Source organism: Komarekiella delphini-convector SJRDD-AB1, assembly GCF_014831675.1.
GTDB lineage: Bacteria > Cyanobacteriota > Cyanobacteriia > Cyanobacteriales > Nostocaceae > Komarekiella.
Map to the genome: position 1 here is coordinate 245,311 of NZ_VJXY01000003.1, position 26,990 is coordinate 272,300.

Genomic DNA, 26,990 nt, shown 5'->3' on the forward strand with positions numbered 1-26,990 from the left:
TTATTATTGACCCAACAAATGACAAATGACAAAACGCATCATCGGCTTAACTGGAGGTATTGCAACTGGTAAAACTACTGTTGCCAATTATTTGGCTAGTGCTTATGATTTGCCGATTTTGGATGCAGATATCTATGCTAGAGACGCAGTATCTACAGGTTCGCCTATTCTTGACGCGATCGCCCAACGTTATGGCGAACAAATTTTACTACCAGATGGTAGCCTCAACCGCCAAAAGTTGGGCGAAATTATCTTTAATCGTCAAGATGAGCGCAACTGGGTAGAGGAATTGATTCATCCTTACGTGCGCGATCGCTTTCTCAAAGCTATTACCCAATCTCCTTTACCAACACTAGTGTTAGTAGTACCTCTGCTATTTGAAGCTGAGATGACTAATTTGGTTACAGAAATTTGGGTAGTACGTTGTTCACAAGAGCAACAACTACAAAGATTAATCCAACGCAACCATTTAAATACAGAACAAGCAAAAGCCCGTATTCACAGCCAATTATCTTTAGAAGAAAAAGTTGCTCGTGCAGATATCGTTTTGGACAACTCTTTTACCTTAGAAGCACTGCTAAAACAAGTAGATGTCGCTCTCAAAGCAAATTAGCGAAAAACCCGATTATTTTGTAGAGACGTTGCATTGCAACGTCTCTACAGTCAACAAACATTTTTAACAAGTAGATTTATGAGATTTTCCTATTTAAAAAGATTTATATCTGACGCAGATCTTGTTTAAGAAGTTAGTATTTTTACGGTAGACAGTACAGAAGGTATCGCTGATTATTAAGTGATTACCGCAGAAATTGACGTTATCATCTCTAGCACTTTAAGAGGCAATATGTCTGACAGAATGCTTTGGATTGAAGGCTATCAAGTATTAAATAATAATATCAAAAATTGACCATTCAAAGTATAAGTGGCATCATTAGTGACATGGAATGTTTCTTGAGCTTAAAATGAAAATCGGTATAAATTAAAAATAAGAATTAAGAATTAAGTCTTAAGAAGATTTAATTTTTTATTTCTATTACTGCTTTTAAAATTAGTCCTGTAGAGCGTTCCAAAGGAATGGCTTTAAATCCCTATGGTGTTGCTTATGGGTGCAGGCATTTATTAAACATCGGGTGATGCATTGGCTTTATTGCCTAATAATGCAGTTGATTCCTGACTAAAATTTCCACCTGTTCGATTCTGGATTGGTGATTGAAAGGGATTGAGATTCACCTACGGGACAGAATTCTTTGTTGTAGATATCTTCTTTGGGAGAACTCACGTATGTCTTTTATCAGAACAGGTATGAATGTAGGCTTTAATTTTATAAATAAGTTAGTCCTGACGACCTCGCCAGTAATTGAATTAAAACAGAAGAATAGAGTACACGATTATAGCCAATTCGTTTGGGGAAGCGACTACGTATTCGAGGCAATTAATGGAGAACTCGGAGGATACATGACCGGACAGGGAAAAGGTATCAAACCTAATGACTACATTATTTTGCAACGCGGTTCTAAATCTTATAAATATCAAGTAGAGGAAATTGATTACTATTGTGATCCACCAGATATGTGGATGGCTTTACTAAAGCAAGTATTGGTTGAGTTATAAAACTGAACCAACTATTCTACTAGCAAGGAAGATGAGATGTGTCTGTCCCAAATCGATCAGAATTTTGCTATCTTACAGCGAGTTTCATAAGCATAGACCAAAGTAGAGTGGGCATTGCAATGCCCACTCTATAAGCTACTTAGTTCAAATGAAGCAGCGTAATTGCTATATTTCTCCTCCAACTACAACATCTCGAATTCGGAGACTCGGGCCACCACAACCTACAGGTAAGCCGTTTTGTCCTCCTTTGCCACAACCGCCGGATTCATCCCAGTAAAAGTCATCACCCATAGCCTCAATATCTGCCAAGGTTTGGAAAACATTACCCGAAAGCGTCACATCGCGCACAGGTTCAGCAATTTTGCCGTTTCTAATCATCCAGGCTTCCCCAGCGCTAAAAGTGAACATTTCCCCATTTGTCATACCACCCAGCCAGTTACGGGCATATACTCCCTCTCTAATATCAGTGAATAAGTCTGCAACTGGCGTTTTACCCCGTTCAATCCAGGTATTTGTCATCCGAACAATGGGTGTAAAGTGATAATTAAGACAACGTGCATTACCAGTAGGTGCTTCCTCCAATTTGCCAGCGGTTTCACGGGAGTGTAAACGTCCGACTAAAACCCCATCTTTAATCAGTTGGGTAGTGGTAGCGGGTGTGCCTTCGTCGTCATAAAAGTAACTACCACGATGTCCCTCTGGAGCTGCACCATCAAAAATTTGTAGTTCTTCCGGGCCAAACCGCCGTCCAATGGTCATGACTTCCAGTATATCTGGGTTTTCGTAAGCCATATCAGCCTCAGAAAGATGTCCAAAGGCTTCGTGGACAAACAAACCTGTGAGAATTGGGTCAATCACTACAGTGTAGGTGTTGCCTTTTACCGATGGCAGAGATAAGGCAGCAACAGCCCTTTGAGCAGCACTTTTGACTTGTTCATCCAAATTAATTAAATCTTCGTAAGCTTTGCGAGAGCCAGTAGTTTCTCTTCCAGTTTGTACGGTTTCGCCGTTTCTGGCGGTGGCGGCAAAACGCATTTCCATATCTACCCACGATTGCTCAATTAGAGTACCTTCTGAGGTGGCGAGAATAATTCTTTGGGCGCTGTCACCATAGCGCACTGAGGTAGTGGTAATGTGGGGGTCAACGCTTTTGAGCAAGTCAGTGTAGCGATCGCACAATTGTTTTTTCTGCCAAAGTGGAACTTTTCGGGGATCAGTACCGATGAGAGGCAGTATGCATACTGCTTGCACTGGGTCAATGGGAGCGAGTAAAGTCTCTTCATCACCAACCATCCGCGCAGCTGCGATCGCTTCTTCAATCCGGTCTTTAATTGTCGAAAGCTGGTTAAAGCCGCTAAACCCCCACCCACCCTTATAACAAGCGCGAATATGTCCACCTATTGAGATACCTTCACTGAGAGTTTCTACCTTGTCGCCACGCAACAAGATATCAGTCCCTTCTGCTTCTTCGAGGCGAATCATCAGATAATCTACACGGGATGAGTAGCGGGCGATGAGGTCAGAAAGTAAGTTTTGTGTGTCAGCAAGTGTAGTCGGCATTTCTAAGTAGTAATTATGACGAACTGCATTTATTTTGCAACTATTTAGGCAATGTCTGCTACTCAATCATCATCTTTGCAGTAAAAGTGCTTTCTCCAGGATCACCGACTATGACTGTTGGCTGATTTAGCAACAAATCCATTAATTACTTTGGTAAATATTTACTTTTTTTTACTAAAGTGAATTCACAATACAGTCTGCTTTTAACAAAGTAAAACGCTCAGTTTCTAAAACCGAACACTGTTTTGTCAACCTTGCTAATGCTGGGGTAGTCTCCCGCTTCAAACTGCTTAAAGCTTCTGCAAACGCTGGTTGAAAACTTTTCAGCCAGGTTTTTTCGGTCAAGTACTCAGGTTTAAAAGCTGTACTTTCCAACAGCCAGAAATTTACACCGTATTTTGAAATTAGCTCTTTTGCTGCGGTTAATTCCTGACTGTATTGAGCACGAATCAAATCAATGGTACGTTGGCGAATCTGGGAGTAGTAGCCGAGGTGGAATGGTAGTGCATATTCTCTACCCACTAAAATAGACCTTTGGGCAAAAGTCGGGATATTATCTGCTTCGTCGGATAATGTGGCGATCAGACTGTCTTTGGGTTGCTGCTGAAGAAATTGATATAAGGCTAATTCTCCAGATTGCCTATAATCTGTTGTGGGAAATCGTCCTGAGAAATTAGGATAAAAAAGGAGTGTAACTGCTAAAGTAGCTGTTAATCCGAGTCGCCATAATCTGCGTTTTTGTTGCTCAGCATGAAAAAACTTATCCAACATCACAGTTAAAGTAATACCAGCAGCAATAGCCATCACAATTCGCAGTGTATGAATTGTATAGCGGGTGGGAAAAAACAACTTTAACAAGAAGGCATGGGCAGCAAAAAACAAAGTCAAGGATACTATGATAATTTGCGGCAGTATGTTGATTTTACTCTTGATTAGATTGACTAACAGCAAGCGGGACGAATGTCGTAGCACCACAGGCAACAATAACCCTATCCAAATCAAGGGAGGCATCAACGGTGGTAGTATGCCACTATGTTGGCCAATTAGCCAAAATTTCCCAGGATTATTGTCAAAAAACGGATGTCGTCCTTCTCTCCAAAATTCTGGCATTATCTTGGCTTGAGAAGCAGTGACAACTGGGCCAAACTCAGAGGAGGCGATCGCATAAGGTAACATTACTAGAAATCCCAGTCCTAGGAGGGCTGCAAGCAAAAAATAGTTCCTGTGCAACCTAATGAGCAAAATTCCTAAACAAATCAATAGCAGTGGAGGATAGAAAAGTCCTTCCAGCACAATAATTAGACAGATAATTAGCCAAGATTCGCGTAGAAGATAGTACAAAAATGCCAACAACAACGGATATACAAAAGACTTAGGTGTGGCAGAAACCAAGTCAGTCTTGAACCAAAGACTTTGATTGAGTAACAAAGCACTGATAAATCCAGCAGTTGGCACTGGAAAAATTTCGAGACATAGCCAAAAACAATAAATAGTAACAATCAATCCTAAGATAATAGGCAAAATTTTACTTAGTAAAAGAGGATTAATGCCTAAACTAGCTATCAGTTGGTAAACAGCAGCAAATCCCAATGGTGTAATCGATTTAAAGTAATCTGCAATCAAATCATTGGGTAATAATTCTGGATTGATAAACCGCTGCATCCAAAATACATATTCACGGGCATCATCTTGAGCTACATACTCACTTTTGAAGGCTTTTTGTAGTCCTAAGATGCCGTAAAATAATGCAAATCCTAGACTTAGAGTTAACCACAATAAAACTGATGTAGATGTGCGTTTGTTACTATGAGCAGTAGTTAAAAATCTATGTAGATGGGAGAATAACATTAAACCTCTAGCAATAATCTTGGTTGATTATTTAAAACTACCGATAAACATGGTTTTATGTTTATATGATTTACGCATTGACATGAAAGACGAAATATAGATATTAGAAAAACCATATCTCTCGTAGGGGCACAGCAATGCTGTGCCCCTACATAGTGGGTCTATTTACCATCAAAAAATGATTAATTAAAACCTGAAACAAGGTATTTACGTGGATACACAACATGATTATTTTGTACAGTACGTATGTCATAGTTTATAAAATGGATTTTTGCAATAAGTTTATTGTTAAGCAGATTATTCAAAAACGTACTTTTGAGCCACTTTCCAATAACGCGAGAACCGCTTTAAGTCGATGTAGCCGTCGTACTCAAAAAATGGTTCTACCTCTAATACTTCTACGGCTAAAGAAGGTGTAATTTCATTGCAGATATCATTAAATCTAGGGCTGGGACTTGTTGCTGTCACAACTAAGTTGGCATCATGTTCCTTAGCAAAGGCTAAAATCTCTTGTGCTACATTGCCACGACGGATAACAATAGGCAACTCTAGCAAGCATTCATAGATAAATGTGAGGCGTTTAAGGCTCAGTTGCCATTCTTCTATCAAAGCATCATCCCAAACCCAAATGGCTGGGGCGTCAGGATATTTTTGTAGCGCGGGGTTGTAGGGACTTAAGCAGTCTCCATGTACCCAAACAATTGGTTTATTCATTAGATTTTGAATTAGTCTCTAAGGTTGCATTGCATAATATAACAGCATAATGCAATGTTATATTATGCAAGATAATAGGAGTTAACAAGACGATGAGCAAAGAAAACATTACTTTTCGCATAGATAGTGATCAGAAGCTTGCACTTGATGCGATCGCAGCAGGGATAAATCGCGATCGCAGTTACGTCCTCAATGAAGCTGTAGCCGCTTATTTAGAGATGTACCAGTGGCAAATTCAGGAGATCAAAAGAGGAATTGCAGAAGCCGATGCAGGAGACTTTGCCAGCGATGAGGAAGTAAAAGCAACTTTTGCAAAGCTAACCAATGCAGATTAAGTGGCTGCGTCGTGCAATCCGTAATTTGGAACAAGCACATAAGTATATACCGAAAGATAATCCAGAGGCAGCACAGGAATTAATTTTGAAGATTCAAATTGCTGCAAGTCAACTGGAGACTTATCCCTTTATGGGGCGGACTGGACGTGTAGAAGGTACAAGGGAGCTTGTAATCCCTGGCATAAGTTACATTGTAATTTATCGAGTCAAAGAGGAGTCAGTAGAAATTCTTCGAGTTTTCCACACCTCAAAGCGTTATCCTGATTAAAGCTTTACCGGACGAGAAGATTTTTTAACTTGGTATTTTACCTTTTACCTTTCTTCCCACGTTGCCAACTTTGGCTGTTGGGTTGTTTAAAAAATTCCCCATTGGGAAAAAGTCGCTGTTCTAATTCTTCATAGCTAGCTTCAAAGTCACAATGACCGTAAAGAGGACACTGGCGACAATAAACGCCTTGACTGTAGCGTTCTAAGTTCTCACGGTTGAAAAAATACGGTTTTTGACTAAAAGTGCTGGCAACCCACTGCCATGACATATTATTACTCGCTGGATCACCATCTAAAAGGTGTTCAAGAAACCACTTAGCTCCTGCTTGCCAACGAATGCGCCGCCAATGGATCATGTAAGCAGCTAGCCACATCCGCATGTGATTATGTAAGTAGCCAGTTTCTTGCAAATCACGACTAAAGCTGTCGATGCAAACTCGCCCTGTAGTGCCTTCTTTAATATCTTGTGGTAATTCTGCTGTGTAATCTGCTGCGGTGTAACCAGTTTTGTATTCCTCTTGGTCTTCCCAGATGCCATTGCCTAGCTTGATATATAACCTTTGCCAGTAGTCGCGCCAGCCCAATTCGTTGATTAATTTAGTGGCATCATCTGGATGCTGAACATGCTCAAGTACATAATCCCGAATTTCTCGCAAGCTCAAAACTCCATAGCGAATATAAGGCGAAAGTCGCGTCACCGCACCTGCTAATAAGTTTCTTGTTTTACCATAGTTGGCTGAGTCTACTTTTTGTAGTGCTTGCTCAGCAGCTTTGCGTCCCCCCACAGTTTCGCTGATATGCTCATCGCGTTCTGCTGCATCTGGGAATTCTTGACGGAGATAGGCTATTAACTCATTACGATTAGCAAATTTACGTAGCATGTTTTGTGATTTGTTACTTAAATTTTTATAGGACAATAGCAGCAACTTAAATAGTTATGATCGCTAATTATATAGAAGCGTAGGCTTGGAGTGTCTACACTTCACGAAGGCACACAATTCTACTGGGGTTCCTTTGCGGTTTGATTATTCAGCTTACATTTATTACCATTGCAACAGGAGCAGATTATGGTGTTCCATGTAAATACTACTGAGCAACAAGGTCATTATCGTTACGATCCAACTGGTTTGGATCAGAAGGGGCCTGCACGGATTTTTCCCTATGCTGGGGAAGATGGCGTGTTGCGCTATATTTTGACAAAACTGCGTAAAAATCAGCTAAATCAGGGACAGCTATCGCAACCCTGGAGCCTGCTATTAAAAGAGTTGGAAAATGCAATCGAATCTTTAGATGAAAACTGGTTGCGACTCTCAATTTTGTTGGTAGATTTAGAGATTTTTCAATCGGGATGGTTTAATTTCAATCTGCCGCCAAATGAACAATTCAATGTCAGCTTTGTTCGAGAACGGCGGACAATGGGACAGAGACTTACGGCGGCAACTAAAGCAGCTGAGGCAGTAGATACACAGAGTTATATTTCTGTAACAGCTAAGAATGAGCAGCAACGATCGCAATTTTTTCAAGCTTTAGAAAACAGCGGGCGACCTTACCCAGTAGCTAACCACATTTATCAACGAGATGGAGGTTTAAGCGATCGCGAATTTGCTCGTCAACGATTGGCTGGGCAAAACCCAAATGTGATCCGTCGAGTTCAATCAGCTGAACAACCAATTTTGCAAGCTTGGGCAACTCAGCCTTATCAATTAGCAGATGGTAGGACAATCGATCTAATACAGTCAGCAGTCGAAAATCGTTTGTTTGTTACCGACTATCCCCTATTACAAGACCTGAAAGTCACAGATTTACAACTAGGACGGTATGTGGGGAGTCCTGTAGCGTTATTTTACCGCTCTGAGCAAGGGTTAGAACCAGTACTAATCCAGGTGGAAAAAGGTAAAGTTGTGACTCCTGCAATCAGCGGTGAGAATGCAGACGACTGGACGCGGGCAAAACTCTACGTGCAAACAGCCGATGTTACATATCACGAACTACTTACCCACCTTTGCTACACCCATCTAGCAATGGAAGCATTTGCGATCGCTACTCCTCGACAGTTGCCTAGTAACCATCCCGTATATCGGTTACTGTATCCCCATTTTCAGTTTTTACTAGCAATTAATACGCGGGGTAATACAGTCTTGCTTGGTGAGGAAGGCGCTATCGGCAAGTTAATGGCTCCCACAAGAGAGGCATCTTTGGGGTTGATTAACCGGGCTTATCGCCAACGCTCTTTTGCGGAATACTCCCTGTTAAATGACATCAAACGCCGGGGAATCGAACCTGAATTTATCTCAGAATTTCCTTACCGAGATGATGCCTTATTGCTGTGGGAAGCGATCGCCAACTATACTACTCGCTATTTACAACGTTACTATCCAAGCGACCAGGCAGTTCAGCAAGACCCTTATTTAAGAGCCTGGGCGGCAGAACTAGGAGCACCTTTAGACTCTCGTCCTAAATCAGAGTTTCCCCAAGCACCGGACTGGCTACCTAAAGAATGGGTGCTTGCAGCTGGACTGGAACCTCAAGAATTACCCTCCTATCCCCGGATGCCTGGGTTTGGCGAAATTACCAGCCTGCAACAACTCATAGACATTGCTACTTTAATCATCTTTACCTGTGGCCCTCAGCACGCAGCAGTGAACTTCAGCCAATTTGATTATGTTACTTATGTACCTAATGCTCCTCTAGCACTTTACAGCCGACCAGACGCACCAGCCACTCTCGAAGAATTACTACCCTCAACAAAGCAAGATTTGGGACAGATGCAATTAACTTTTTCCTTGAGTGGGATTTATTGGGGACAACTGGGTAGTTCCGAGCTAATTCGATTTGTTGATCAAGGCGATCGCCAGATCCTCAAACAATTCCAAAATGAATTAGTGGAAATTGAAAGCAAAATCAAGACACGCAATCAGCTACGTGTAGCAGATACCGGGATTGAGTATCCATATCTTCTACCCTCTCGCATTCCCAACAGTATTAATATTTGATGAGCGATCGCAGATTAGAAATATCACAAATCTAAAAATCAAGCCTGCTATGAGCAGGTTTTTTGGTATTACGGCGAAGCTATAGACGCAGCAAAATCAACCTAGACAGAGAATTTTTCTGATCACAAATAAGATGAACGGGTGTGATGCCCATTGTCCTAATTTTTACTGGTGACGTAAATATCTCAGTAAGGCTAGACTAACTGGACAAACTGTGTTGCAAAAAACACTATGACTTTCTGCATTAATCCTCACTGCCCAAAACCACACAATCCTGACAATATCCTGTTTTGTCAAACCTGTGAGTCAGAATTACTATTGGAAGGACGGTATCGAGTGATTCGCCTGTTGGGGGCTGGTGGTTTTGCCAAGACATTTGAAATCAACCACAGCAACACCCTCAAAGTTTTAAAAGTTCTCATACTAGATGATGCTAAGGCTGTATCGCTTTTTCAGCAAGAAGCACAAGTATTAAGCCACCTGAATCATCCAGGGATTCCAAAAGGAGATGGGTATTTTACATACTTGCCCAAAAATAGCCAATCGCCACTACATTGCTTGGTAATGGAGAAAATCGAGGGGTTGGATTTGCACCAGTATATGGAACAACGAGGTAATCGCCCCATTGATGAACAGCTAGCGCTTTTATGGCTAACCCAGTTGGCAAATATTTTGCATGAAGTGCATCAGCAGAATTTTTTCCATCGAGATATCAAGCCACCAAATATTATGCTCAAAGCCGATGGAAACCTGGCTTTAATAGACTTTGGTACAGCAAGAGAAGTTACACGAACCTATCATCAGAAAGCAGCAGGGCAGAATATAACAGGGATTATTTCACCAGGTTATACACCATTGGAACAAGTCAATGGGAAGGCTGTACCTCAATCAGATTTTTTTGCCCTTGGTTGCACATTTGTTTATTTACTCACTGGTAAATCTCCTGATGAATTTTCTGAAGATCCGCGAACTGGTAAGTTAATGTGGCGAGACAATAACTCGCAAATTTCTAAGCAAGTAGCTGGTTTGATTGATTACTTAATGGAAGCATTTCCTGGCAAGCGTCCTCAAAATGCCCAAATGATTTTGAGGTGTTTATCAGAAATTAATTCAACTGTACAGCCATATTCGCCTTTTTTCTCAGCATCACAATTACCACCTACAGAAATAGAAAAGCCTAAACAAAGTAGGCAACTTAAAACGTCAGCGACTACTCAAATTCAATCTTCAACAACTGAAACTAATATATTCTCTAGCAAGACCGCCCAATTTACAGGTGGAGTAATTGCTTTCGCTATACTTTTTTTAATTAAATTCGGTAGTCGGGGTATTTATAAGTTATTTGATTCTCATCCAAGTCAGCCAGTTGTGACTTCAACACCAACTGAGCTACAAGCAAGTAATTCAGATGAATATGCAAATAGTCCCGACAAAATAAATTCTGGTTCGACAAATCAAGACCCTTCGATTTCTGATAAAAATACATCTCCAGAAATTCCATACGGTTGGAAAAAGTTTGAGGGCGGTGACGCAGAATTATGGTTGCCTGAAAGTTGGATTAAAGGAGAACTAAACCAAATATTTGACAACAGTCTTGACTATTCAAGAAGTCGAGATCCGAATATGGAAAAGTTTGTTCAATACGGTAAACAAGCACTGTCTACTGCATCTATCTTAGCGGTTAATCCCACATCAGGTCAATTGGCAATGGTTTTTCAAGAACAAATACCTGCCAATACTACATTAAAAGTTCACTTACAAGAGTCATACAAAGCATTGTCAACTATAAACAGAAAATTGTTTTTAGTAGATATGAAGATGATGCAAAATGATGAATATGAAACAGGAAGAATGATCCTACAAATAAATAATAGATCAACAGAAATAATTTATTTATTAAAAAGCAAAACTACTTCTACATTATGGAGTGTAGGTTTTATTTGCAAATCTAGTGAGTTTAAACAAAATTTACCCACCTTTGAAACAAGTATTCATACCTTTTCATTTAAACCTTGAGTTATGAATAAAAATTGCTTAAATAGTGTATTATTCACTATTTATCTACCTAACTTAACATGATATTAAATTATTTAATATGTATCAGTGCCTAAGTTGGGTAAACTTTTAAAGTAATCGCTATCAGTAGTGACACGCGATCACCTAATCTCGGTAAAATTTGAAAGCGATGTCTACGATGGGCTACGCCTACGCTATTCTGAGCTACAAAATTACTGACTTCTCCTTGTTCTCTTCCTTTGCGTTCTTTGCGTCCTTCTCTACGAGACGCTGCGCGAAGGCGGTTCGTGAAAAAATTTAAGTATTCTAGCGATGAAATAGAAGTAATGGTAACGTGCAATCGCCTAATCTAGGTAAAATTTGAAAGCGATGTCTAACGGGCTACGCCTACGCAATCTTTCAAACTCCTACCATGAGCAACATTCCCCAAACCGGACAACCAGCGCCAGATTTCTCCATTTCTGATCAAAACGATAATCTAGTCAGTTTGGCTGATTTTAGCGGACAGTGGGTTGTCCTTTATTTCTACCCTAAAGATGACACTCCTGGTTGTACCACTGAAGCAAAAGATTTTACCGAATTGTATCAAGACTTCAGCCAACTAGGAGCGAAAATCTTAGGCGTTAGCCCAGATTCAGGTAAGGCTCATTGCAAATTTATTAACAAACATAATTTGTCAATCACTCTTTTAAGTGACCCAGAACATCATCTAATAGAAGCTTATGGTGCTTGGCGATTAAAAAAGTTTATGGGGAAAGAATATATGGGTGTTGCTAGGTCAACTTTCCTGATTTCACCTGATAGGATTATTGCCTATGCTTGGCCAAACGTTAAAACCAAAGGTCATGCTCAAGCAGTTTTAACTAAATTGCAGGAATTAGCAGCCACATCAAGTCCCAAGTGAGCCATGCAAACGTAACTAGATGAAGAGATAATCGCCTCTAAGTGTCTTATTATTATTACGCTCTATGGATTTAGAAACTGTCAGCGCTATCATCGAAGTAAGAAATTAGACTTATCGCAAGTTTAAATCAACATGATTCAAGTCATCCAAGCCCAAAATGTTACTCTTAACTACTTCAAGGAAAAATTTGCTCTACACAAGTCTGAAAATGAGCAATTTTTTACAGAGTGGTTTGATTACTTACCTACAATTTCCGAATTAGAAAAACAATACTTAGACAGAGTTAAAATTAACTATCTTAGCGTCCTTGAAAGTGCTCCTCTTTTAGAAGAGGCAGTAAAATTAGTAGTATTGTCTCCCTTGCTAGATTTAGCTGGTTTTTATCGTTATCCTTTTCACATCGCTACAGAAGAAACTATAGAAATTAGTGAAGAAATTATCATTTATAATGAAGAAAAGCCCGAAGAAACTAAAGAAGTTATTAAAGGCAAGATTGATGTGCTAATTCTTCAAAATCAATTATGGTTGCTAGTTATTGAATCGAAAAGATCTAGCTTTTCTTTAGCTAAGGCAATTCCCCAAGCACTAACTTATATGTTGGCAAATCCTAAACCTGATTATCCTGCATATTCGTTGGTAATGAATGGGGAAGATTTCCAATTTATGAAATTAATAAAACAAGAGCAACCAATATATGGTTTATCTGACAGATTCACTTTATATAGACGCGAAAATGAATTATATAAAGTTTTAGATATATTAAAAAATTTAGGTCAGGTTTTGAGTTAATTTATGTCCTAACCAAAATAGCCTAGAAACATTAGGCTAATGAATTCGACTCCAGATGGGAAATCATACTGTATTTTTTGATAAACTATGATTCAATTTATCCAAGCACAGAATATCGGACTTGCCTATCTCGAAGAAAGATTTGGCTTGCAACAAGTTGAGGCTGAAGATTTTTTTCCAGAATGGTTTGGCACTCTCCCAGAAATCGCGGATTTAGAAAAGCAATATTTAGACAGAGTTAAAGCTAATTTCCTCAGATTGGTTAAACGCCCACCAATCTTAGAAAATGCAGTAAAAATGGTAGTATTGTCACCTTTATTAGATTTGGCAGGATTTTATGATGAGCCGTTTTTGATCGGTACTGAAGAATCTATAGAAATTGCTTTAGAGGATGAGGATGAAATTATCAGAGGGCGTATTGATGTTTTAGTTATTCAAGAACAATTGTGGCTTTTAATCATTGAATCTAAAAGGGCTAGTTTTTCTCTTTTAGAAGCTATACCCCAAGCACTCGCCTATATGCTTGCAAATCCTCATCCAGCAAAACCGATGTTTGGATTAGTAACTAATGGAGAAGATTTTCAATTTATTAAATTAATAAAGCAAGATAAGCCTGAGTATGCTTTGTCTGATAAATTAACTTTGTCAAGACGAGAAAATGAATTGTACAAGGTTTTAAGTATCTTAAAAAAACTGAGTCAGATATTAAGTTAATTCATTTATGTCTATTCACCCTATATACCTCGATTGCCACGCAACCACACCAGTGGATGAACGAGTACTGGCAACAATGCTACCTTATTTTACAGAACACTTTGGCAACCCATCCAGTATTAGTCATGTTTACGGTTGGGAAGCAGAAGCAGCGGTTAAACAAACGCGGGAAATTTTGGCAGCAGCAATCAACGCCACACCAGAGGAAATTGTTTTCACTAGTGGCGCTACCGAAGCTAATAATTTGGCTATCAAAGGTGTTGCAGAAGCCTATTTTAAAAAAGGACAGCATATTATTACTGTTGCTAGTGAACATAGTGCAGTTATTGACCCTTGTAATTATTTAAAAAGCCTCGGTTTTGAAATTACTATTCTCCCAGTTCAAAAAGATGGACTGATTGATTTAACTGAATTAGCAAAAGCTTTCCGTCCTGAAACAATTTTGGTATCGGTGATGGCTGCAAATAACGAAATTGGCGTTTTGCAGCCTTTAGCAGAAATTGGGGAAATGTGCCGCGATGGGCTACGCCCCGCCGGAGGCGATCGCAAAATCCTATTTCACACCGATGCAGCCCAAGCTATTGGTAAAATTCCTTTAGATGTGCAAGCAATGAAAATTGACTTGATGTCGCTAACTGCACATAAAGTATATGGGCCAAAAGGCATCGGAGCGCTATACGTCCGCAGGCGCAACCCCAGAGTACAACTTGCTCCCCAGCAGCATGGTGGTGGACATGAACGGGGGATGCGTTCTGGTACTTTGTATACACCGCAAATTGTCGGCTTTGGTAAAGCTGTAGAAATAGCTTTGGCTGAACAAGCGACAGAAAACCAACGCCTCACTGAACTCAGACAAAGACTGTGGGAGACGCTTTCGCAGTTGGAAGGAATTCACTTTAACGGACATCCTCAAAAGCGACTAGCGGGAAACTTAAATATCAGTGTTGAGGGGGTGGATGGAGCCGCACTTTTGCTAGGATTGCAGCCAGTGATGGCGGTGTCTTCTGGTTCTGCTTGCTCGTCGGCAACCACTGCACCCTCTCATGTTCTCACAGCACTGGGACACTCAGAACAGCTAGCTTATGCCTCAGTGCGATTTGGCATTGGACGGTTTAATACACAAGAAGAGATCGATATTGTAGCTAAACATGCGATCGCTACTATTCAAAGTTTACGCAAACAAGCAACCCTGGTGTAGAGGAGTGGGGGGAGCAGAGGAAGAAAAATTACAATTGACCAATGACCCTTGTACAGACGCGATTAATCGCGTCTCTACTCTTGACTCTTGACCCATCACTCAATATGGATTTGAGTCAATCCTTCCCCTTTTAACGCTTCTGAGATAATAGCCAGATGTCGGTCTGTATTTGAGGTTGAAGGTGTCGCCACTGCGAAGTTTCCAAATTTTGTAGTTGGAAAAGGTCAAAGGAGTTCGGGGTTCGCATACTTCAGGCAGATGATCGCCAAGTACAAAGTATACTGCACCTCTACCGATGACATTCGCTAGACCGTTTTTATCCACAACAACCGAGGTACTCTCGCTGACTGCTATACCTAAAACGCTTCTGGATACGCCGTCTTTAATTTGACGAGCAATAAAGGCCATAATTCGACCCATTCTTTCGCGCCTGTCAAAATGCGTATCTACGATGGTTGCTTTAAAATTCCTCCAGTTGAAAAAGTTGTAACTAAAAGTAATATCCCGGTAGGGATCTTCGAGTGCATCTCTGGTTTCAATGCCTTTTTCAGAAGAAGCACAAGCATCGTAGACGTAATCACTTTGGATCATCGCACCGGCACTAGTACCACCAATACCACCTCCCCTAGCGTAAACTGACTTGATGGCAGTCTCCAGCTTGGTGTTTTTCCAGTTGCGAATGTATTGACATTGGTCGCCGCCAGCAAAGAAAATCACATCAGCTTTTCTAACTTTCTCAACAATCTCAGCTCTGTTTGCTTCTTGTCTGTTGCTAACAACAAGAGTCTCCACAGAGTTCACGCCTTTCATGGCATAAATTAGCCGATTGTAATCGTGATTACCATAAGTGCGAATAACGACAACATTAACTTTAGTGGCGGATTTATTACCTCCTCTAACTTGGTTAATCATCCACTGAATGGCGTCATCGACATCGGGGCCACCCCCACCTAAGCTCAGGACAGGGCCAGCTAAGGTGGGACAGACATCGAAGGCGGGGCGAACTTCAACAGTGTCGCCTAGGAAGTAGCGTTTCCAGCTTGCGATAAAACCGCTTATAAGGAAGCTTCCCATCTCCAACAACTTGATTCCTGCACTTTTCAAGTACCTTGCGATATTTGGGAATGCCTTTGTCGTCATACTAAACTTCTGGTGCAAACTGCAATTACTGCTAACTCTCGCATCAGAAAGGGTGAAATTTCCAGCGTACAGGGCTTGTACTGTTTTTTAACGCCAAAAAATCCAGAGTAATCATTTATTCTTTGCTTGTAGTTAGCTCTTTAGTGCTAGAGCGCCAACTACTAACTTTAATTGATTCATGCTTACCTAACTTAGGTGTTGATTGTCACCGTCCAAATTCTTCCATAGTTTTTAGGAATATTTAACCAATATTCCGAATAACTGGGAACGCCGATTAAGTTATTCTCACCGTGAAGTTCTTCTTGATAATCGCCAGCAATGGGAAACCAAAAGGGTACACTCTGATCGGTTTCGCCAAAATTAAGCGCGACTAGGCTAAATTGGTTAGCGTGTTGACGAGAGAATAGCAAGACATTTTTTGAGTGATAACGCTCATAATTGTTGTAAAAGAAATGATTGCCTTCTGTAAACAGCGATCGCTGTTTACGCAGTTTAATCAGCTTCCGTACTAAGGCAATGACGCTGTTACCAATAGCATCGTAAAAATAATCCCATCGCACAGGTCGAAGCAACATCACGCGCCCAAAACCTTGTTCTGGGAGGTAATAGTTTTCACCAAATTCTTGACCTTGCCATAGCATGGGAATACCTTTTGCAGTAAAAATACTAATGAGGTAAGGCTGAACTTTATACCACAGTCCTCGATTACCTTCTTGTAATAAATCATTATCGCGTGCGATCGCCCCAAAGTTACAAACAAAACGCGAGTGGTCATGATTTTCTATATATTGCAGTGCAGTCTTGGCAATTTTGTCACCGTTGTTTGTAATCTCTGTGGGATAACCATCTAAACCCAACTTAAAACCAAGGTTAGCTAAATCCCCCCGATTTCCATACGCTACACTTTTGGCTGCACCTAAAGTTTCATTTTGCCAAGTAGAGTTGGTATAAGTTTGTTCCAAAATCTCCTTTGGCCCTTCTAATTGTTCAGCACACTGAATCAAATTGATCGTGTCATTATTAAAAAATCTCTGCCAATACTCACCAGCTTCTCTCTTTTCTTTGACTGTTTTGTAAGTGTTAAAAACTAAGTTAGCGTAACCAACTCCCGTAGAACCATCCCAATAATTGGGTACACAGTCATAACGAAATCCATCAACGTGATAAACATCTAACCAGTGATAGTTAACTGTATAGAAAAAATCTTGGGTAAACTTGCGATTATAGTCTGTACTTTCACCAAAATAATCTTTAGCAAAAGTTCCCATAAAAGGGTTATCCCGATACCCTAATTTTTTATAAACATAAGAGTAAGGAAAATCATCACCTGTGTGACCATAAACAGCATCTACAATTACAGCAATGTTATGTTGATGTGCAGCATCAATCAACTTTTGTAAATCTCTTCTTTTACCAAATCGTTCATCTACTCCAAAGTAGCCTAGCGGTAAAAAGCCCCAATCTACTGTTAAAGCCACATTGGAAAGCGGCATGATTTCTAGACAGTTAACTCCCAAATCTGCTAGATAACTGAACTTTTCAATTGTTCCATCAATATTGCCGCCGAATTCATCAATCATTAATTCGTACAGAACAATATCTTTTAAATTTGGAGTTTTCCAGGCATTTTCTTGCTGGCTCCACTCGTATGGTTGATAACCTAATGTAAAAGCGGATAATTTACCTACACCAAACTCTCTAGCAAAAGGGTCAATAATCCAATCAATTTCTCCCTTATTGGGATTTTGTAAAAAATAGCGATAAACATATCTACCTGGTTCTCCCCATGCAGATTTAGAGATTGGCTTTGCTTGATTATTGATATTTATCCGAGTTGACCAATAATCACCATACTCTGGATCGATAGAGTGTTCTAATTCAAATTGTAGAGGTTGAATATCTTGCAAAAATTGGTCTTTTTCATGGATTACTTTAACCCATAACCGATTACCATCATTTTTTGAAACCCAAGGAAGAAATATGCCAAAATCAACAATACCATTGGCTTCTCTAGCCCCTAGTTTATCCAAAGGTAGCAGTTTCATACGGACATCCTTGATTAATTGAATTTTTTACTAGTTTTACTGATGATGTAATTGAAATAACATCTATAACCAGGCTAAGAGGATGTTTGAAAAGTCCTTAGTGATGTATCAAATATTTTGAGATCCCCCTAAATCCACGCCACTTGCTACAAGTCGGGAAACCCGACGACAGTCGCCTCAAGTCGGGAAACCCGCCCACGGCGCTGTCTCCCCAACACAGTGGCTCCCCTTAAAAAGGGGGACTTTGAATCAAATTCCCCCCTTGAAAAGAGGGGTTAGGGGGGATCAACAAGTGCAAAGATACAGCCAACCACTTTTCAAACAACCTCTAAATTTACTCTGCTGAAAAAATTAAATCAGTTATCAGTTGTTCACTGTTTACTGAAGTAGTGCCTGCTGTAGATTTATCGCAGGTTGATTAAGGATTTATGCAAATTCCAATAAAGTTGATATTTCTTCACTTCATTTCCTAGACTTATTGTAAAAATGTGAATAAGCGAAAAATGAACACAGATAATTCATCGGTGTTCATCTGTGTTCATCTGTGGTTTAATTTATAAAAAATTGACTTTTACCAAAGAATTTGCGATCGCTCTTGCACAACTCGCTCAAAAACACTCTCTGTTTGCTTGGCTAATTTCGTCCAGCTAAAGCGTCGCTCTAAATCCTCATAAGCATTATCAATTAGCCATTGTCGATAACCTGGATTTTTCAACACCTCTAAAATTCCCCAAGCTAGGGAATCGGGATTGTTCACCCAGGTCACAATACCCGTTTTAGTGTGTTGTACCACTTCAGGAAAACCACCAGTATCAGAAACTACCACTGGTACACGAGAAGCAAAGCTTTCCAAAGCTACAATCCCAAAGGGTTCATAAAGACTAGGAAATACAGCACAGTCAGCGATGGTTTGAAATTTATCTAAGTATTCATCCGAGAGAAAACCTGTAAAATAGCAATGATGCCAAATTCCCAAATCCCAGGCTTGGCGCTTGAGATGGTCAGTATTGCCACCACCAACAATCACAAATTTAACGTTACCTCCCATTTCTCGAAGTATCTTGGGAGCCGCATTTAGTAATATAGGTACACCCTTTTCGTAGGTCATGCGACCTAGGTAGTAAACAATTTTTTCATCATCTGTAGCAAATTGGCGACGAAAATCCAGAGCATGAAAATCTTCGTGATGCTTTTTCTTTTCTGGGCGAATACCGTTAAAAATAACATCGATTTTATCCCAAGGGCTGTGTAGCGCTCGTTCTACTTCCTGTCGCATGTAATCGCTACAAACGATAATTCGCCAAGCGTTGTAAGCCAGCAAATTTTCTTTGCCGCTAATATAGCGTTGGGTGTCTGTATGAATACCGTTATAGCGACCGTATTCAGTAGCGTGAATTGTGGCAATTAAGGGGATTTTAAAATTATGCTTAAGAGCGATCGCCGCATCTCCCACCAACCAATCATGAGCATGAATTAAATCAAAGGTTCCTTCCTCCAGAATCAACTTACCACCGTGATCCCCCATGCTCTGGTTCAGGTTTACTACCCAGTGGAAAAAGTCGTTACTATAAGGCACTGGTACTCGATGTACGTGTACTCCTTCAACTACCTCATACATCGATGCGTGCCCAAATTCCGCCGTAATTAGGTGGACTTCATGTCCTAGCTTTACCAATTCCGGGTATAACTCTGCCACATGACGCGCAATTCCCCCAACTATTCTTGGTGGAAACTCCCAACTTAGTACCAGTATCTTCATTGACTAGACTCCCTGATGCTTTACAAATATCTAAAAAACTACATTTATCTAAAAATACAAGTCTGGCAATTACTGTGAGTATATTTACTAAAATGTTTAAATTTTTTAACAGTTGTTTGATAAAGCTGATCAAAGGTTATCAAGACTACCCAAATCAGCAAAGACCTCATGAAACATCTCAACTATAAATTCATCTTTTATTCACCTAAATAAAAAATACAGCCTCAAAAAGACGGCTGTTAACTTAGAAATGTTATGAAGGGGAATCGGAAAGTTTACCCTTCTAAGATTCCCCATAACTTGATAGTAGGCAATACCTGCCTTGAAACTAGTTTTGATCCAAGCGTAGTACTGCCATAAAAGCCTCCTGGGGTACATCCACCGTTCCCACAGATTTCATCCGCTTTTTACCTTTTGCTTGCTTCTGCAATAGTTTCTTCTTGCGGCTAATATCACCACCGTAACACTTGGCAAGCACGTCTTTTCGCAAGGCGGGGATGTGTTCGCTGGCAATAACTTTACTTCCAATTGATGCCTGAATTGGTACTTTAAATTGGTGGCGGGGAATCAATTCTTTGAGTTTTTCGGCCATTGAACGCCCGACGTTGTAAGCTTTATCCCGGTGAACAATCATCGCCAAGGAATCTACAGGATCACCGTTGATCATGATATCCAACTTCACCAGAGGATTTTCCCGGTAGCCGATGAGGTGATATTCCATGCTAGCGTAACCGCGCGATCGCGATTTCATCTGGTCAAAAAAGTCTGTCACCACTTCCGCCAAAGGAAGCTCGTAAGTGAGTGTAGTTCGTCCTTTAGTGAGATATTTCATATCTTTGAAAATCCCACGTCGGTTTTGCGACAACTCCATCAAAGTGCCAACGTAAGTTTCCGGCGTAATCATTTCTACTTGGACGTAGGGTTCTTCGATTTTTTCGCGATCGTTAGGAGAGGGTAAGTGGCTAGGATTATCAATGTACAGTTCCTCACCCTTCAAGGTTGTCACTTTATAAACCACCGAGGGGGCTGTAATGATCAAATCTAAGTCATACTCGCGCTCCAAGCGTTCTTGGACAATTTCCATGTGCAGCAAGCCCAAAAACCCACAACGGAAGCCAAATCCCATCGCGCTCGAAGTTTCTGGTTCATAATGTAGCGCCGCATCGTTGAGACTGAGCTTTTCTAAAGCTTCTCGCAAATCTTCAAATTGATCAGCATCAATGGGGAACATTCCACAGAAAACCATCGGGTTCGCTTCTGTGTAACCAGGTAAAGGTTCCGCTGCTTTGGCTTTAGCTAGGGTAATAGTGTCTCCCACCCGTGCATCAGCTACAGCTTTAATCGCCGCTCCCAAATAGCCTACTTCCCCGGCGTGCAGTTCTTCAACTTGCTTTTGGGTAGGAGAGAGAACACCTAACTCGTCAATTTCGTATTCTTTACCAGATACCATCAAATGGACGCGATCGCCTTTTTTCAGAGTGCCATCCATCACCCGGAAATACACAATTACTCCCCGGTAGCTGTCGTAATAGCTATCAAAAATTAACGCCCGTAAACGTTCATTTACCGTGTTGGCTGGTGATGGAACCCGCTCAACAATTGCTTCTAAAATCTCATCAATACCAATTCCTTCTTTAGCAGAGGCGAGAATTGCACCGCTGCAATCTAGGCCGATAATTTCTTCAATTTCGCTAATTACCCGCTCTGGTTCTGCCCCAGGTAAGTCGATTTTATTTAAAACCGGGATAATTTCCAGATTATGCTCAAGCGCTAAATACACATTTGCCAAAGTTTGCGCTTCTACCCCTTGGGAAGCATCTACTACCAACAGCGCCCCTTCGCAAGCGGCGAGAGAGCGGGACACCTCATAAGAAAAGTCTACGTGTCCCGGAGTATCAATCAAGTTCAGCACATACTGTTGACCATCTTTTGCTGTGTAGTTCATCCGGGCAGCTTGCAGCTTAATTGTAATGCCGCGCTCCCGTTCCAAATCCATATTGTCGAGAAACTGTTCCTTCATCTGCCGCTCGTCAACAGTGCCAGTAGCTTGTAGCAAGCGATCGGCGAGGGTTGATTTCCCGTGGTCGATGTGAGCAATAATACAAAAATTGCGAATGCGAACTGCGGGAACGTCAGTCATATACTATCTTTGCTTTAGCAGCAACCAAGGTTAAAAAAGCAATTTACTTCATGTATTTTAATGCTTTCTTAGCCAAGACGCTGCTAGCTTTTAGTGCTAAGTCAACAGTCAAGGGTCATTTGTCATTAATTATTCTCTCCCTTGCTCCCCCTGCTCCCTCTGCCTCCCCTGCTCCCCCATTCTCCCATCTCTCCCTTCACCCCATCTTTATCTTTAGATATAAATAGGGGGACTTTTAAGAATATTATGAAAGTCTATTTATGGCTGCTAGTATTCATCAGCCAGGAGCGTACAATAAATATAAATAAGTACATGTAGGGATCATGTAGGGATCATAGGCAATTGCAACCCGTAATTGCCCGGAACTACTGATTTTCCGACAAAACTTCTAGAGAGCTATTGTCTAGCGAGTTATATGAAAATTGCCACTCAAAACTTAAAGCTGTTACTTTAGTACTATTTTTGGGAACTATGTAACCGTACCCTTTAAAGTTTTTCAGTGAACCAACCAAAATTGTGAATATAACTGCTTTACAAAGCTTTGGACAAAACAGATTCAGAGTATATAAAGCCCATGAATATGCAAGAAAAAGCTACCGAAGCGGGAAGACAAGTCGATAAGGTAGAAATTGCTGTCCGCCTGGACTCCGAGTTACTAGAGCAAATTCAGCATCTCACCAACGACCCTAGTAAAGTAATTGAGGTGGCGATCCGTCAGTGGTTGCGAGGTGAAATACCCAGAGATGATGAACTGACGCGCACCCCAGTACGTACACCTATTCCGCCTCGAGGTGAATGGAACGATTGACATATAAAATCATCTGTCAGTAAAAGATAAAGAAAAAGTAAAATTTGTCAATTTAGATTCCAAAACGCCAAGAAATACCCAATCAAAAATGCAAAAGCTGTAAAAATTTATGCCAAAATTTAAACAGCTTTAGTAATACTACGGTAGGATGCCGTTTGACTATCCAACTCGATTAATGACTATTACTGCCAAATCCCAATTGCCTAATTTGTTTTCCCCCAATCTGGAATCTATTACCAGTAAGATTGATGGCTCATTACCAACTTTGGGAGCCGAGTTGGTGTATGTGCAAGATGGGGCAGGGCGCTATCTGACCTTTTATTGGCAGCAAAGCGAACTCCTGGGATTAAATTCTGACAAAATAGTTGACGAGCTAAACGAGGGTGAAACTTTTGCTCCTGTGGATAAGGTTACTTATTTTGAAAGGTTGCACCGAATTTTGACAAATTTAGTGCCAGAAAGGTTTCAGTGTTGGTTTAGCTACCGCCAAGAGCTGTTTGAGTTGGAGTTGGCAATTAGTCCTATTATGCCGAGATTGGGAAGCGCTGCCACTACAGTTTTAGTGATGGGACGGTTACTACAAACTAAAGTCAACAAAAAAGAGCTAAAAGTGGTATCTAAAACGCCCACACAGCTAAAGTTGACTTTACGTTCACAGCAACACCGGAAACAGGTAAATCAAATTACCAGAAATATCCGGGGGACATTGGATTTAGACATTATTTGGCAGCAAACAGTTGACAGTTTGGGGAAAGCGCTGCGGCTAGAGCGTTGCATTATCTGTCCCTACCAGTCTTCTAGCTCAAAAGTACAGGTGGTTGCAGAGTATCACCAGTCAGATCTCAAATCAATACTTGGCTCAGAAATAGATTTAGCTTGTGAGCCTGCCTTTGCTCAGGCATTGACAACCTTAGAACCAGTTGTGATGGAGGTGTCTGGATATACAGAGTTTCAGCAGCAGAAAATTTTGGTAGTTGCGACTTGTTATCAAGATCAAGCGAATGGATTTGTGGCCTTGAATCTACCAAATGAATGCTACCCGTTGACAGAATCGGAACTTGAACTAGCAAAAGAAGCAGCGGATCAGTTGGGAACAGCGATCGCTCATGCTACTTTATACAAAGAATTAGAAGCAGCACGTCAAAAAGCCGAAGAAGCCTCCCGCCTCAAAAGTGAGTTTCTGGCTAATGTATCGCATGAAATTCGCACTCCTCTCAACGGCATGATTGGATTTTTAAAGCTGATTTTAGAGGGGATGGCAGACGACCCAGAAGAACAAAATCAGTTTTTAGCAGAAGCTCATAACTTATCCATACACCTGCTAAATATCATTAATGACATCTTGGATATTGCCAAAATTGAAGCAGGCAAAATGGAGCTACCTTATGCTCCAGTCAAACTGGATGAGCTATTCAATGATGTTAAAAATATCATGCGTCCTCAAGCGGAAATGAAAAACCTCAGCTTTCGGATGCAAATGCCTGCGACCTCTGATGAAATCATCGTCCAAAGCAACTATCAACGGTTGCTACAAGTCATGCTCAATTTGGTAAACAATGCTATTAAATTCACTCATGAAGGTGGTGTCACCGTCAGCGCTGATTTAGTACTTAAGAAGGCAAAATTTCAAGATCAGCAATTCCCCGGTATGGTAAGAGTGCGAGTGGCAGACACGGGCATTGGTGTTTCCCTAGATCAGCAAGATAAACTGTTTCAGTTGTTCTCTCAAGTAGATGGCTCCCGCACTCGTCAATATGGTGGTACTGGTTTAGGACTAGCAATATCTCAAAAGCTAGTAGAGGCTATGGGCGGTGAAGTACATTTTTACAGCTTGGGCGAAGGACTTGGCTCCACAGTTACGTTTACAGTGCCACTGTATCAACAACCAGTAATTGTTTCATCTAGTGACAGCAACTCAGATTGTGTGTCTTAGAATTTTGAGCAAAAAAATAAAGGCATTATAGACAGACTATCTATCAATACCAACTTAATTTTCAAACCCAATTCTTGTAACTCTTGAATTATATGAACTACCTCTAGCTAGCTTCACATAAGCTAGAGGTTTCTACATCCTCTAACCTGTTAACAGCGAAGTTGCTTGAAGATTTTTGACGCTTCTTTTGTCCTAGTTGCCGCATACTTCCAGCTTGCTTACACTTACTGGTGGATACGGTATAGCTATTGACATCAGCGTTTTCGAGAAACGAGGTGCTCCATACCCGATGTCATTGTAATTTAGTAGGTGTTTCATCTGTGGGCAAATTATTGGGGTCGATACCTTGAGATTGTAAATAGGCAATTAGCCGTTCTTTTTGCTGGCGTTCTTGTTCAGCGCGTTGGCGTTCTTGTTCAGCGCGTTGGCGTTCTTGTTCGGCGCGTTGGCGTTCTTGTTCAATCTGTTCCACTGCCCACAGCAACAAATTACCTGCTTCATCCCACCACCGCAACCAGTAGCCTGTTCGAGTTTCTTTTGTTCCTTGCCAAGTTCCCAAAAATAAACCCATCGAAGCAATCCAATGACGACCATTTTCATCAGGTTGCTTGAGTTCGTAGCGTCTATTTTCGAGTTGATAAAACTCTAGCAAACCACCATTTGGCTCAAAAATTATGTAGATGGGAACCTGCAAAATATGCTCGTAAAAAAACCATTTTCCCGGTGGATAAGTTCGCTTTACCGAATATTCTCCACCTTCGGTGTCGGATAGAAATTCCATCACAACGGCAGGAATATCTCCTTCTAAGTTGGGTGTGTAGCTTTTGCGTTCAGCTAAAATCTGATTTACACAAGGAACATAAACCCAATCGGGAGCTTTAGCAATAAACTGTCCGTTGAGTGTTGCACAAAGACCAAAATTTGAGGCTATTAACATCTGGGGTTGGATGAAACCACTTATTTCTAGGCTTTCGCGCAAAGCACCAGCCAAGATTGGCTGACCTGTATTTTCCACTGGGTCATCCTCTAACTGAAAATCATCGGGCAATGGTTCCCAAGAGATTACCAGTTCGGTTGAGGATTTGGCCTCACTAACCTGGGTTGCCATAAATACTGCCTTTTATTAATTTGCTTTTATTTTATCGCTCTCGATACGGCGTTTAGCTCACGCAAAGACGCAAAGTAGCACCTTATATTAACAACCAGTAATGGTTTCATCTGGTGAGGATAACTTGAATTGTACGTGATTATATTATTTAGTCCAATAATATAAAAGCCATTAATTACATCTATCAGACAGTAAACTTTGCACTCCAGACTTTAAACTAAACTGATAAAAGTGAAGTCAAAGTGGTTATATGACAGATCCAATAACAGCAAGCGCTTTGTTCAAAACCGCTTACGAAAGTCGTTACACTTGGGACGAAAACTTTCCTGGTTATTGTGCAGATGTGCAACTAGTGCAGGGTTCAGAAGTTTATACAGGTAAAATTCGTATTAACCGCGACCTGAGTGTAGAAGTTATCGGTATTGCAGATGAACAAGTGCAAGAAGGTATCTATACCCAATTACGGGATATAGTCACTCATCGCAAACGCTCCAGTTTTGAGCAGTCTCATAGCCAGCATAAGTTTACCTTGGGTGAGACAGATGAAACTGGTGCGGTGCAAGTTCTAGTCAAGGGTGACTCGATGGGTTCTAATTATAAAATTCGCGGCAAAGAAATTTGCCAAGTCAGTCGGGTTATGGGTCGCATGGCTTTTGTAATTAATACCTACGAAAGCTTCAATACCGATTGTGGCTACATTGCAAGTCGTTACGATGCGATTTTCCGTAACTCGAAAACTAATGAAGTCAGCAGTGTCCTGAAATTTGAAGACAGCTATGAAAAATTTGGCGATTATTATTTAATGACCAAACAGGTCGTGCAAGAGTGTGAAGATGGCGTTAGCGTTGACGGAGCCTCTGGTAGAGAAGCAGCAACATCAGGAGCGTCAGGGTCAGTTGCTCGCATGACAACAGAGTTCAGCTACTCCAATATCAAGCTTAGGACTTACGCACTGAAAGCTGAAACCTAGATTCCCCCTAGCCCACGCCAGTCGCTCATGGGGAGCCACCCCAAGGCGGAGGTTGCCGACGCTCGTTCGCGCAGCGTGTCGCAGACAAGACTCGCTCTAAGCGTTGGCGCAGCCTCAAAGTAGAGAAGCCATGCCGTA

At 40.9% G+C, this 26,990-nt stretch carries 22 protein-coding genes; 13 read left to right on the plus strand and 9 right to left on the minus strand.

Annotation, left to right across the window (positions count from 1 at the left end):
* Positions 1-25 precede the first annotated feature (25 nt).
* Both coaE and FNW02_RS05030 read left to right on the plus strand, forming a co-directional pair.
* Positions 26-613, plus strand: a complete 588-nt coding sequence (coaE, locus tag FNW02_RS05025) for a dephospho-CoA kinase (RefSeq protein WP_191756466.1) — start codon at positions 26-28, stop codon at positions 611-613.
* A 668-nt stretch (positions 614-1,281) separates the two neighbouring features.
* Positions 1,282-1,611, plus strand: a complete 330-nt coding sequence (locus FNW02_RS05030; RefSeq protein WP_191756467.1) for a hypothetical protein — start codon at positions 1,282-1,284, stop codon at positions 1,609-1,611.
* 165 nt (positions 1,612-1,776) lie between these two features.
* On the opposite strand, the gene FNW02_RS05035 is transcribed toward FNW02_RS05030, so the two are convergent.
* The 3 genes from FNW02_RS05035 to FNW02_RS05045 form a co-directional block, all read right to left on the minus strand.
* Positions 1,777-3,171: a TldD/PmbA family protein gene (locus FNW02_RS05035; protein WP_191756468.1), complete on the minus strand. Its 1,395-nt coding sequence runs from the start codon at positions 3,169-3,171 to the stop codon at positions 1,777-1,779.
* Positions 3,172-3,345: 174 nt separating this feature from the next.
* The gene (locus FNW02_RS05040) at positions 3,346-5,019 is read right to left on the minus strand and encodes a hypothetical protein (protein ID WP_191756469.1); all 1,674 of its coding nucleotides are present in this window, start codon (positions 5,017-5,019) and stop codon (positions 3,346-3,348) included.
* Positions 5,020-5,316: 297 nt separating this feature from the next.
* Positions 5,317-5,733: a hypothetical protein gene (locus tag FNW02_RS05045; protein ID WP_191756470.1), complete on the minus strand. Its 417-nt coding sequence runs from the start codon at positions 5,731-5,733 to the stop codon at positions 5,317-5,319.
* Between the two features lie 92 nt (positions 5,734-5,825).
* Between FNW02_RS05045 and FNW02_RS05050 the strand changes: the two genes are divergently transcribed.
* Positions 5,826-6,068, plus strand: coding sequence for a CopG family ribbon-helix-helix protein (locus FNW02_RS05050; RefSeq protein ID WP_191756471.1), 243 nt, complete (start codon positions 5,826-5,828; stop codon positions 6,066-6,068).
* Positions 6,058-6,336 carry a type II toxin-antitoxin system RelE/ParE family toxin gene (locus tag FNW02_RS05055; protein WP_191756472.1) on the plus strand — a complete coding sequence of 93 codons (279 nt, stop codon included), beginning with the start codon at positions 6,058-6,060 and terminating at the stop codon, positions 6,334-6,336. Before FNW02_RS05050 ends, FNW02_RS05055 begins: the two co-directional genes overlap by 11 nt.
* A 37-nt stretch (positions 6,337-6,373) precedes the next feature.
* Here the strand turns inward: FNW02_RS05055 and FNW02_RS05060 are convergent, their stop codons facing one another.
* A complete protein-coding gene (locus FNW02_RS05060) occupies positions 6,374-7,216 on the minus strand; it encodes an FAD-binding domain-containing protein (RefSeq protein WP_191756473.1) in 843 nt (280 codons plus the stop codon).
* Between the two features lie 186 nt (positions 7,217-7,402).
* Between FNW02_RS05060 and FNW02_RS05065 the strand changes: the two genes are divergently transcribed.
* The 6 genes from FNW02_RS05065 to FNW02_RS05095 all read left to right on the plus strand — a co-directional run bounded on the left by FNW02_RS05065 (position 7,403) and on the right by FNW02_RS05095 (position 14,949).
* Positions 7,403-9,328 (plus strand): lipoxygenase family protein, encoded by a 1,926-nt coding sequence (locus tag FNW02_RS05065; protein ID WP_191756474.1) that lies wholly within the window; start codon positions 7,403-7,405, stop codon positions 9,326-9,328.
* A 231-nt stretch (positions 9,329-9,559) separates the two neighbouring features.
* Positions 9,560-11,344, plus strand: coding sequence for a serine/threonine protein kinase (locus tag FNW02_RS05070; protein WP_191756475.1), 1,785 nt, complete (start codon positions 9,560-9,562; stop codon positions 11,342-11,344).
* 412 nt (positions 11,345-11,756) lie between these two features.
* A complete protein-coding gene (bcp, locus tag FNW02_RS05080; RefSeq protein ID WP_191756477.1) occupies positions 11,757-12,248 on the plus strand; it encodes a thioredoxin-dependent thiol peroxidase in 492 nt (163 codons plus the stop codon).
* Between the two features lie 132 nt (positions 12,249-12,380).
* Positions 12,381-13,037: a type I restriction endonuclease gene (locus tag FNW02_RS05085; RefSeq protein WP_191756478.1), complete on the plus strand. Its 657-nt coding sequence runs from the start codon at positions 12,381-12,383 to the stop codon at positions 13,035-13,037.
* A gap of 87 nt (positions 13,038-13,124) precedes the next feature.
* Positions 13,125-13,751, plus strand: a complete 627-nt coding sequence (locus tag FNW02_RS05090) for a type I restriction endonuclease (RefSeq protein ID WP_191756479.1) — start codon at positions 13,125-13,127, stop codon at positions 13,749-13,751.
* Positions 13,752-13,758: 7 nt separating this feature from the next.
* A complete protein-coding gene (locus FNW02_RS05095; RefSeq protein WP_191756480.1) occupies positions 13,759-14,949 on the plus strand; it encodes a cysteine desulfurase family protein in 1,191 nt (396 codons plus the stop codon).
* Positions 14,950-15,048: 99 nt separating this feature from the next.
* Here the strand turns inward: FNW02_RS05095 and FNW02_RS05100 are convergent, their stop codons facing one another.
* From FNW02_RS05100 to lepA, 4 genes are all read right to left on the minus strand, one after another.
* Positions 15,049-16,089, minus strand: a complete 1,041-nt coding sequence (locus tag FNW02_RS05100) for a cyanophycinase (protein WP_431356789.1) — start codon at positions 16,087-16,089, stop codon at positions 15,049-15,051.
* Between the two features lie 191 nt (positions 16,090-16,280).
* Entirely contained in the window at positions 16,281-18,134 is a 1,854-nt protein-coding gene (locus FNW02_RS05105) for an alpha-amylase family glycosyl hydrolase (RefSeq protein WP_191756481.1), read from the minus strand.
* 571 nt (positions 18,135-18,705) lie between these two features.
* On the minus strand, positions 18,706-19,893 hold the full coding sequence (locus tag FNW02_RS05110) for a glycosyltransferase family 4 protein (RefSeq protein WP_191756482.1): 1,188 nt from the start codon (positions 19,891-19,893) through the stop codon (positions 18,706-18,708).
* Between the two features lie 328 nt (positions 19,894-20,221).
* A complete protein-coding gene (gene lepA / locus FNW02_RS05115) occupies positions 20,222-22,033 on the minus strand; it encodes a translation elongation factor 4 (protein WP_191756483.1) in 1,812 nt (603 codons plus the stop codon).
* A 574-nt stretch (positions 22,034-22,607) separates the two neighbouring features.
* On the opposite strand from lepA, the gene FNW02_RS05120 reads away from it, so the two are divergent.
* Positions 22,608-22,841 (plus strand): hypothetical protein, encoded by a 234-nt coding sequence (locus tag FNW02_RS05120; protein ID WP_162394066.1) that lies wholly within the window; start codon positions 22,608-22,610, stop codon positions 22,839-22,841.
* Positions 22,842-23,016: 175 nt separating this feature from the next.
* On the plus strand, positions 23,017-24,774 hold the full coding sequence (locus FNW02_RS05125; RefSeq protein WP_191756504.1) for a sensor histidine kinase: 1,758 nt from the start codon (positions 23,017-23,019) through the stop codon (positions 24,772-24,774).
* A 292-nt stretch (positions 24,775-25,066) separates the two neighbouring features.
* On the opposite strand, the gene FNW02_RS05130 is transcribed toward FNW02_RS05125, so the two are convergent.
* The gene (locus FNW02_RS05130) at positions 25,067-25,882 is read right to left on the minus strand and encodes a Uma2 family endonuclease (protein WP_191756484.1); all 816 of its coding nucleotides are present in this window, start codon (positions 25,880-25,882) and stop codon (positions 25,067-25,069) included.
* Between the two features lie 250 nt (positions 25,883-26,132).
* On the opposite strand from FNW02_RS05130, the gene FNW02_RS05135 reads away from it, so the two are divergent.
* Complete coding sequence (locus FNW02_RS05135; RefSeq protein ID WP_191756485.1) at positions 26,133-26,852, plus strand: DUF3386 domain-containing protein; 720 nt, start codon at positions 26,133-26,135, stop codon at positions 26,850-26,852.
* The last annotated feature ends 138 nt before the right edge of the window (positions 26,853-26,990 follow it).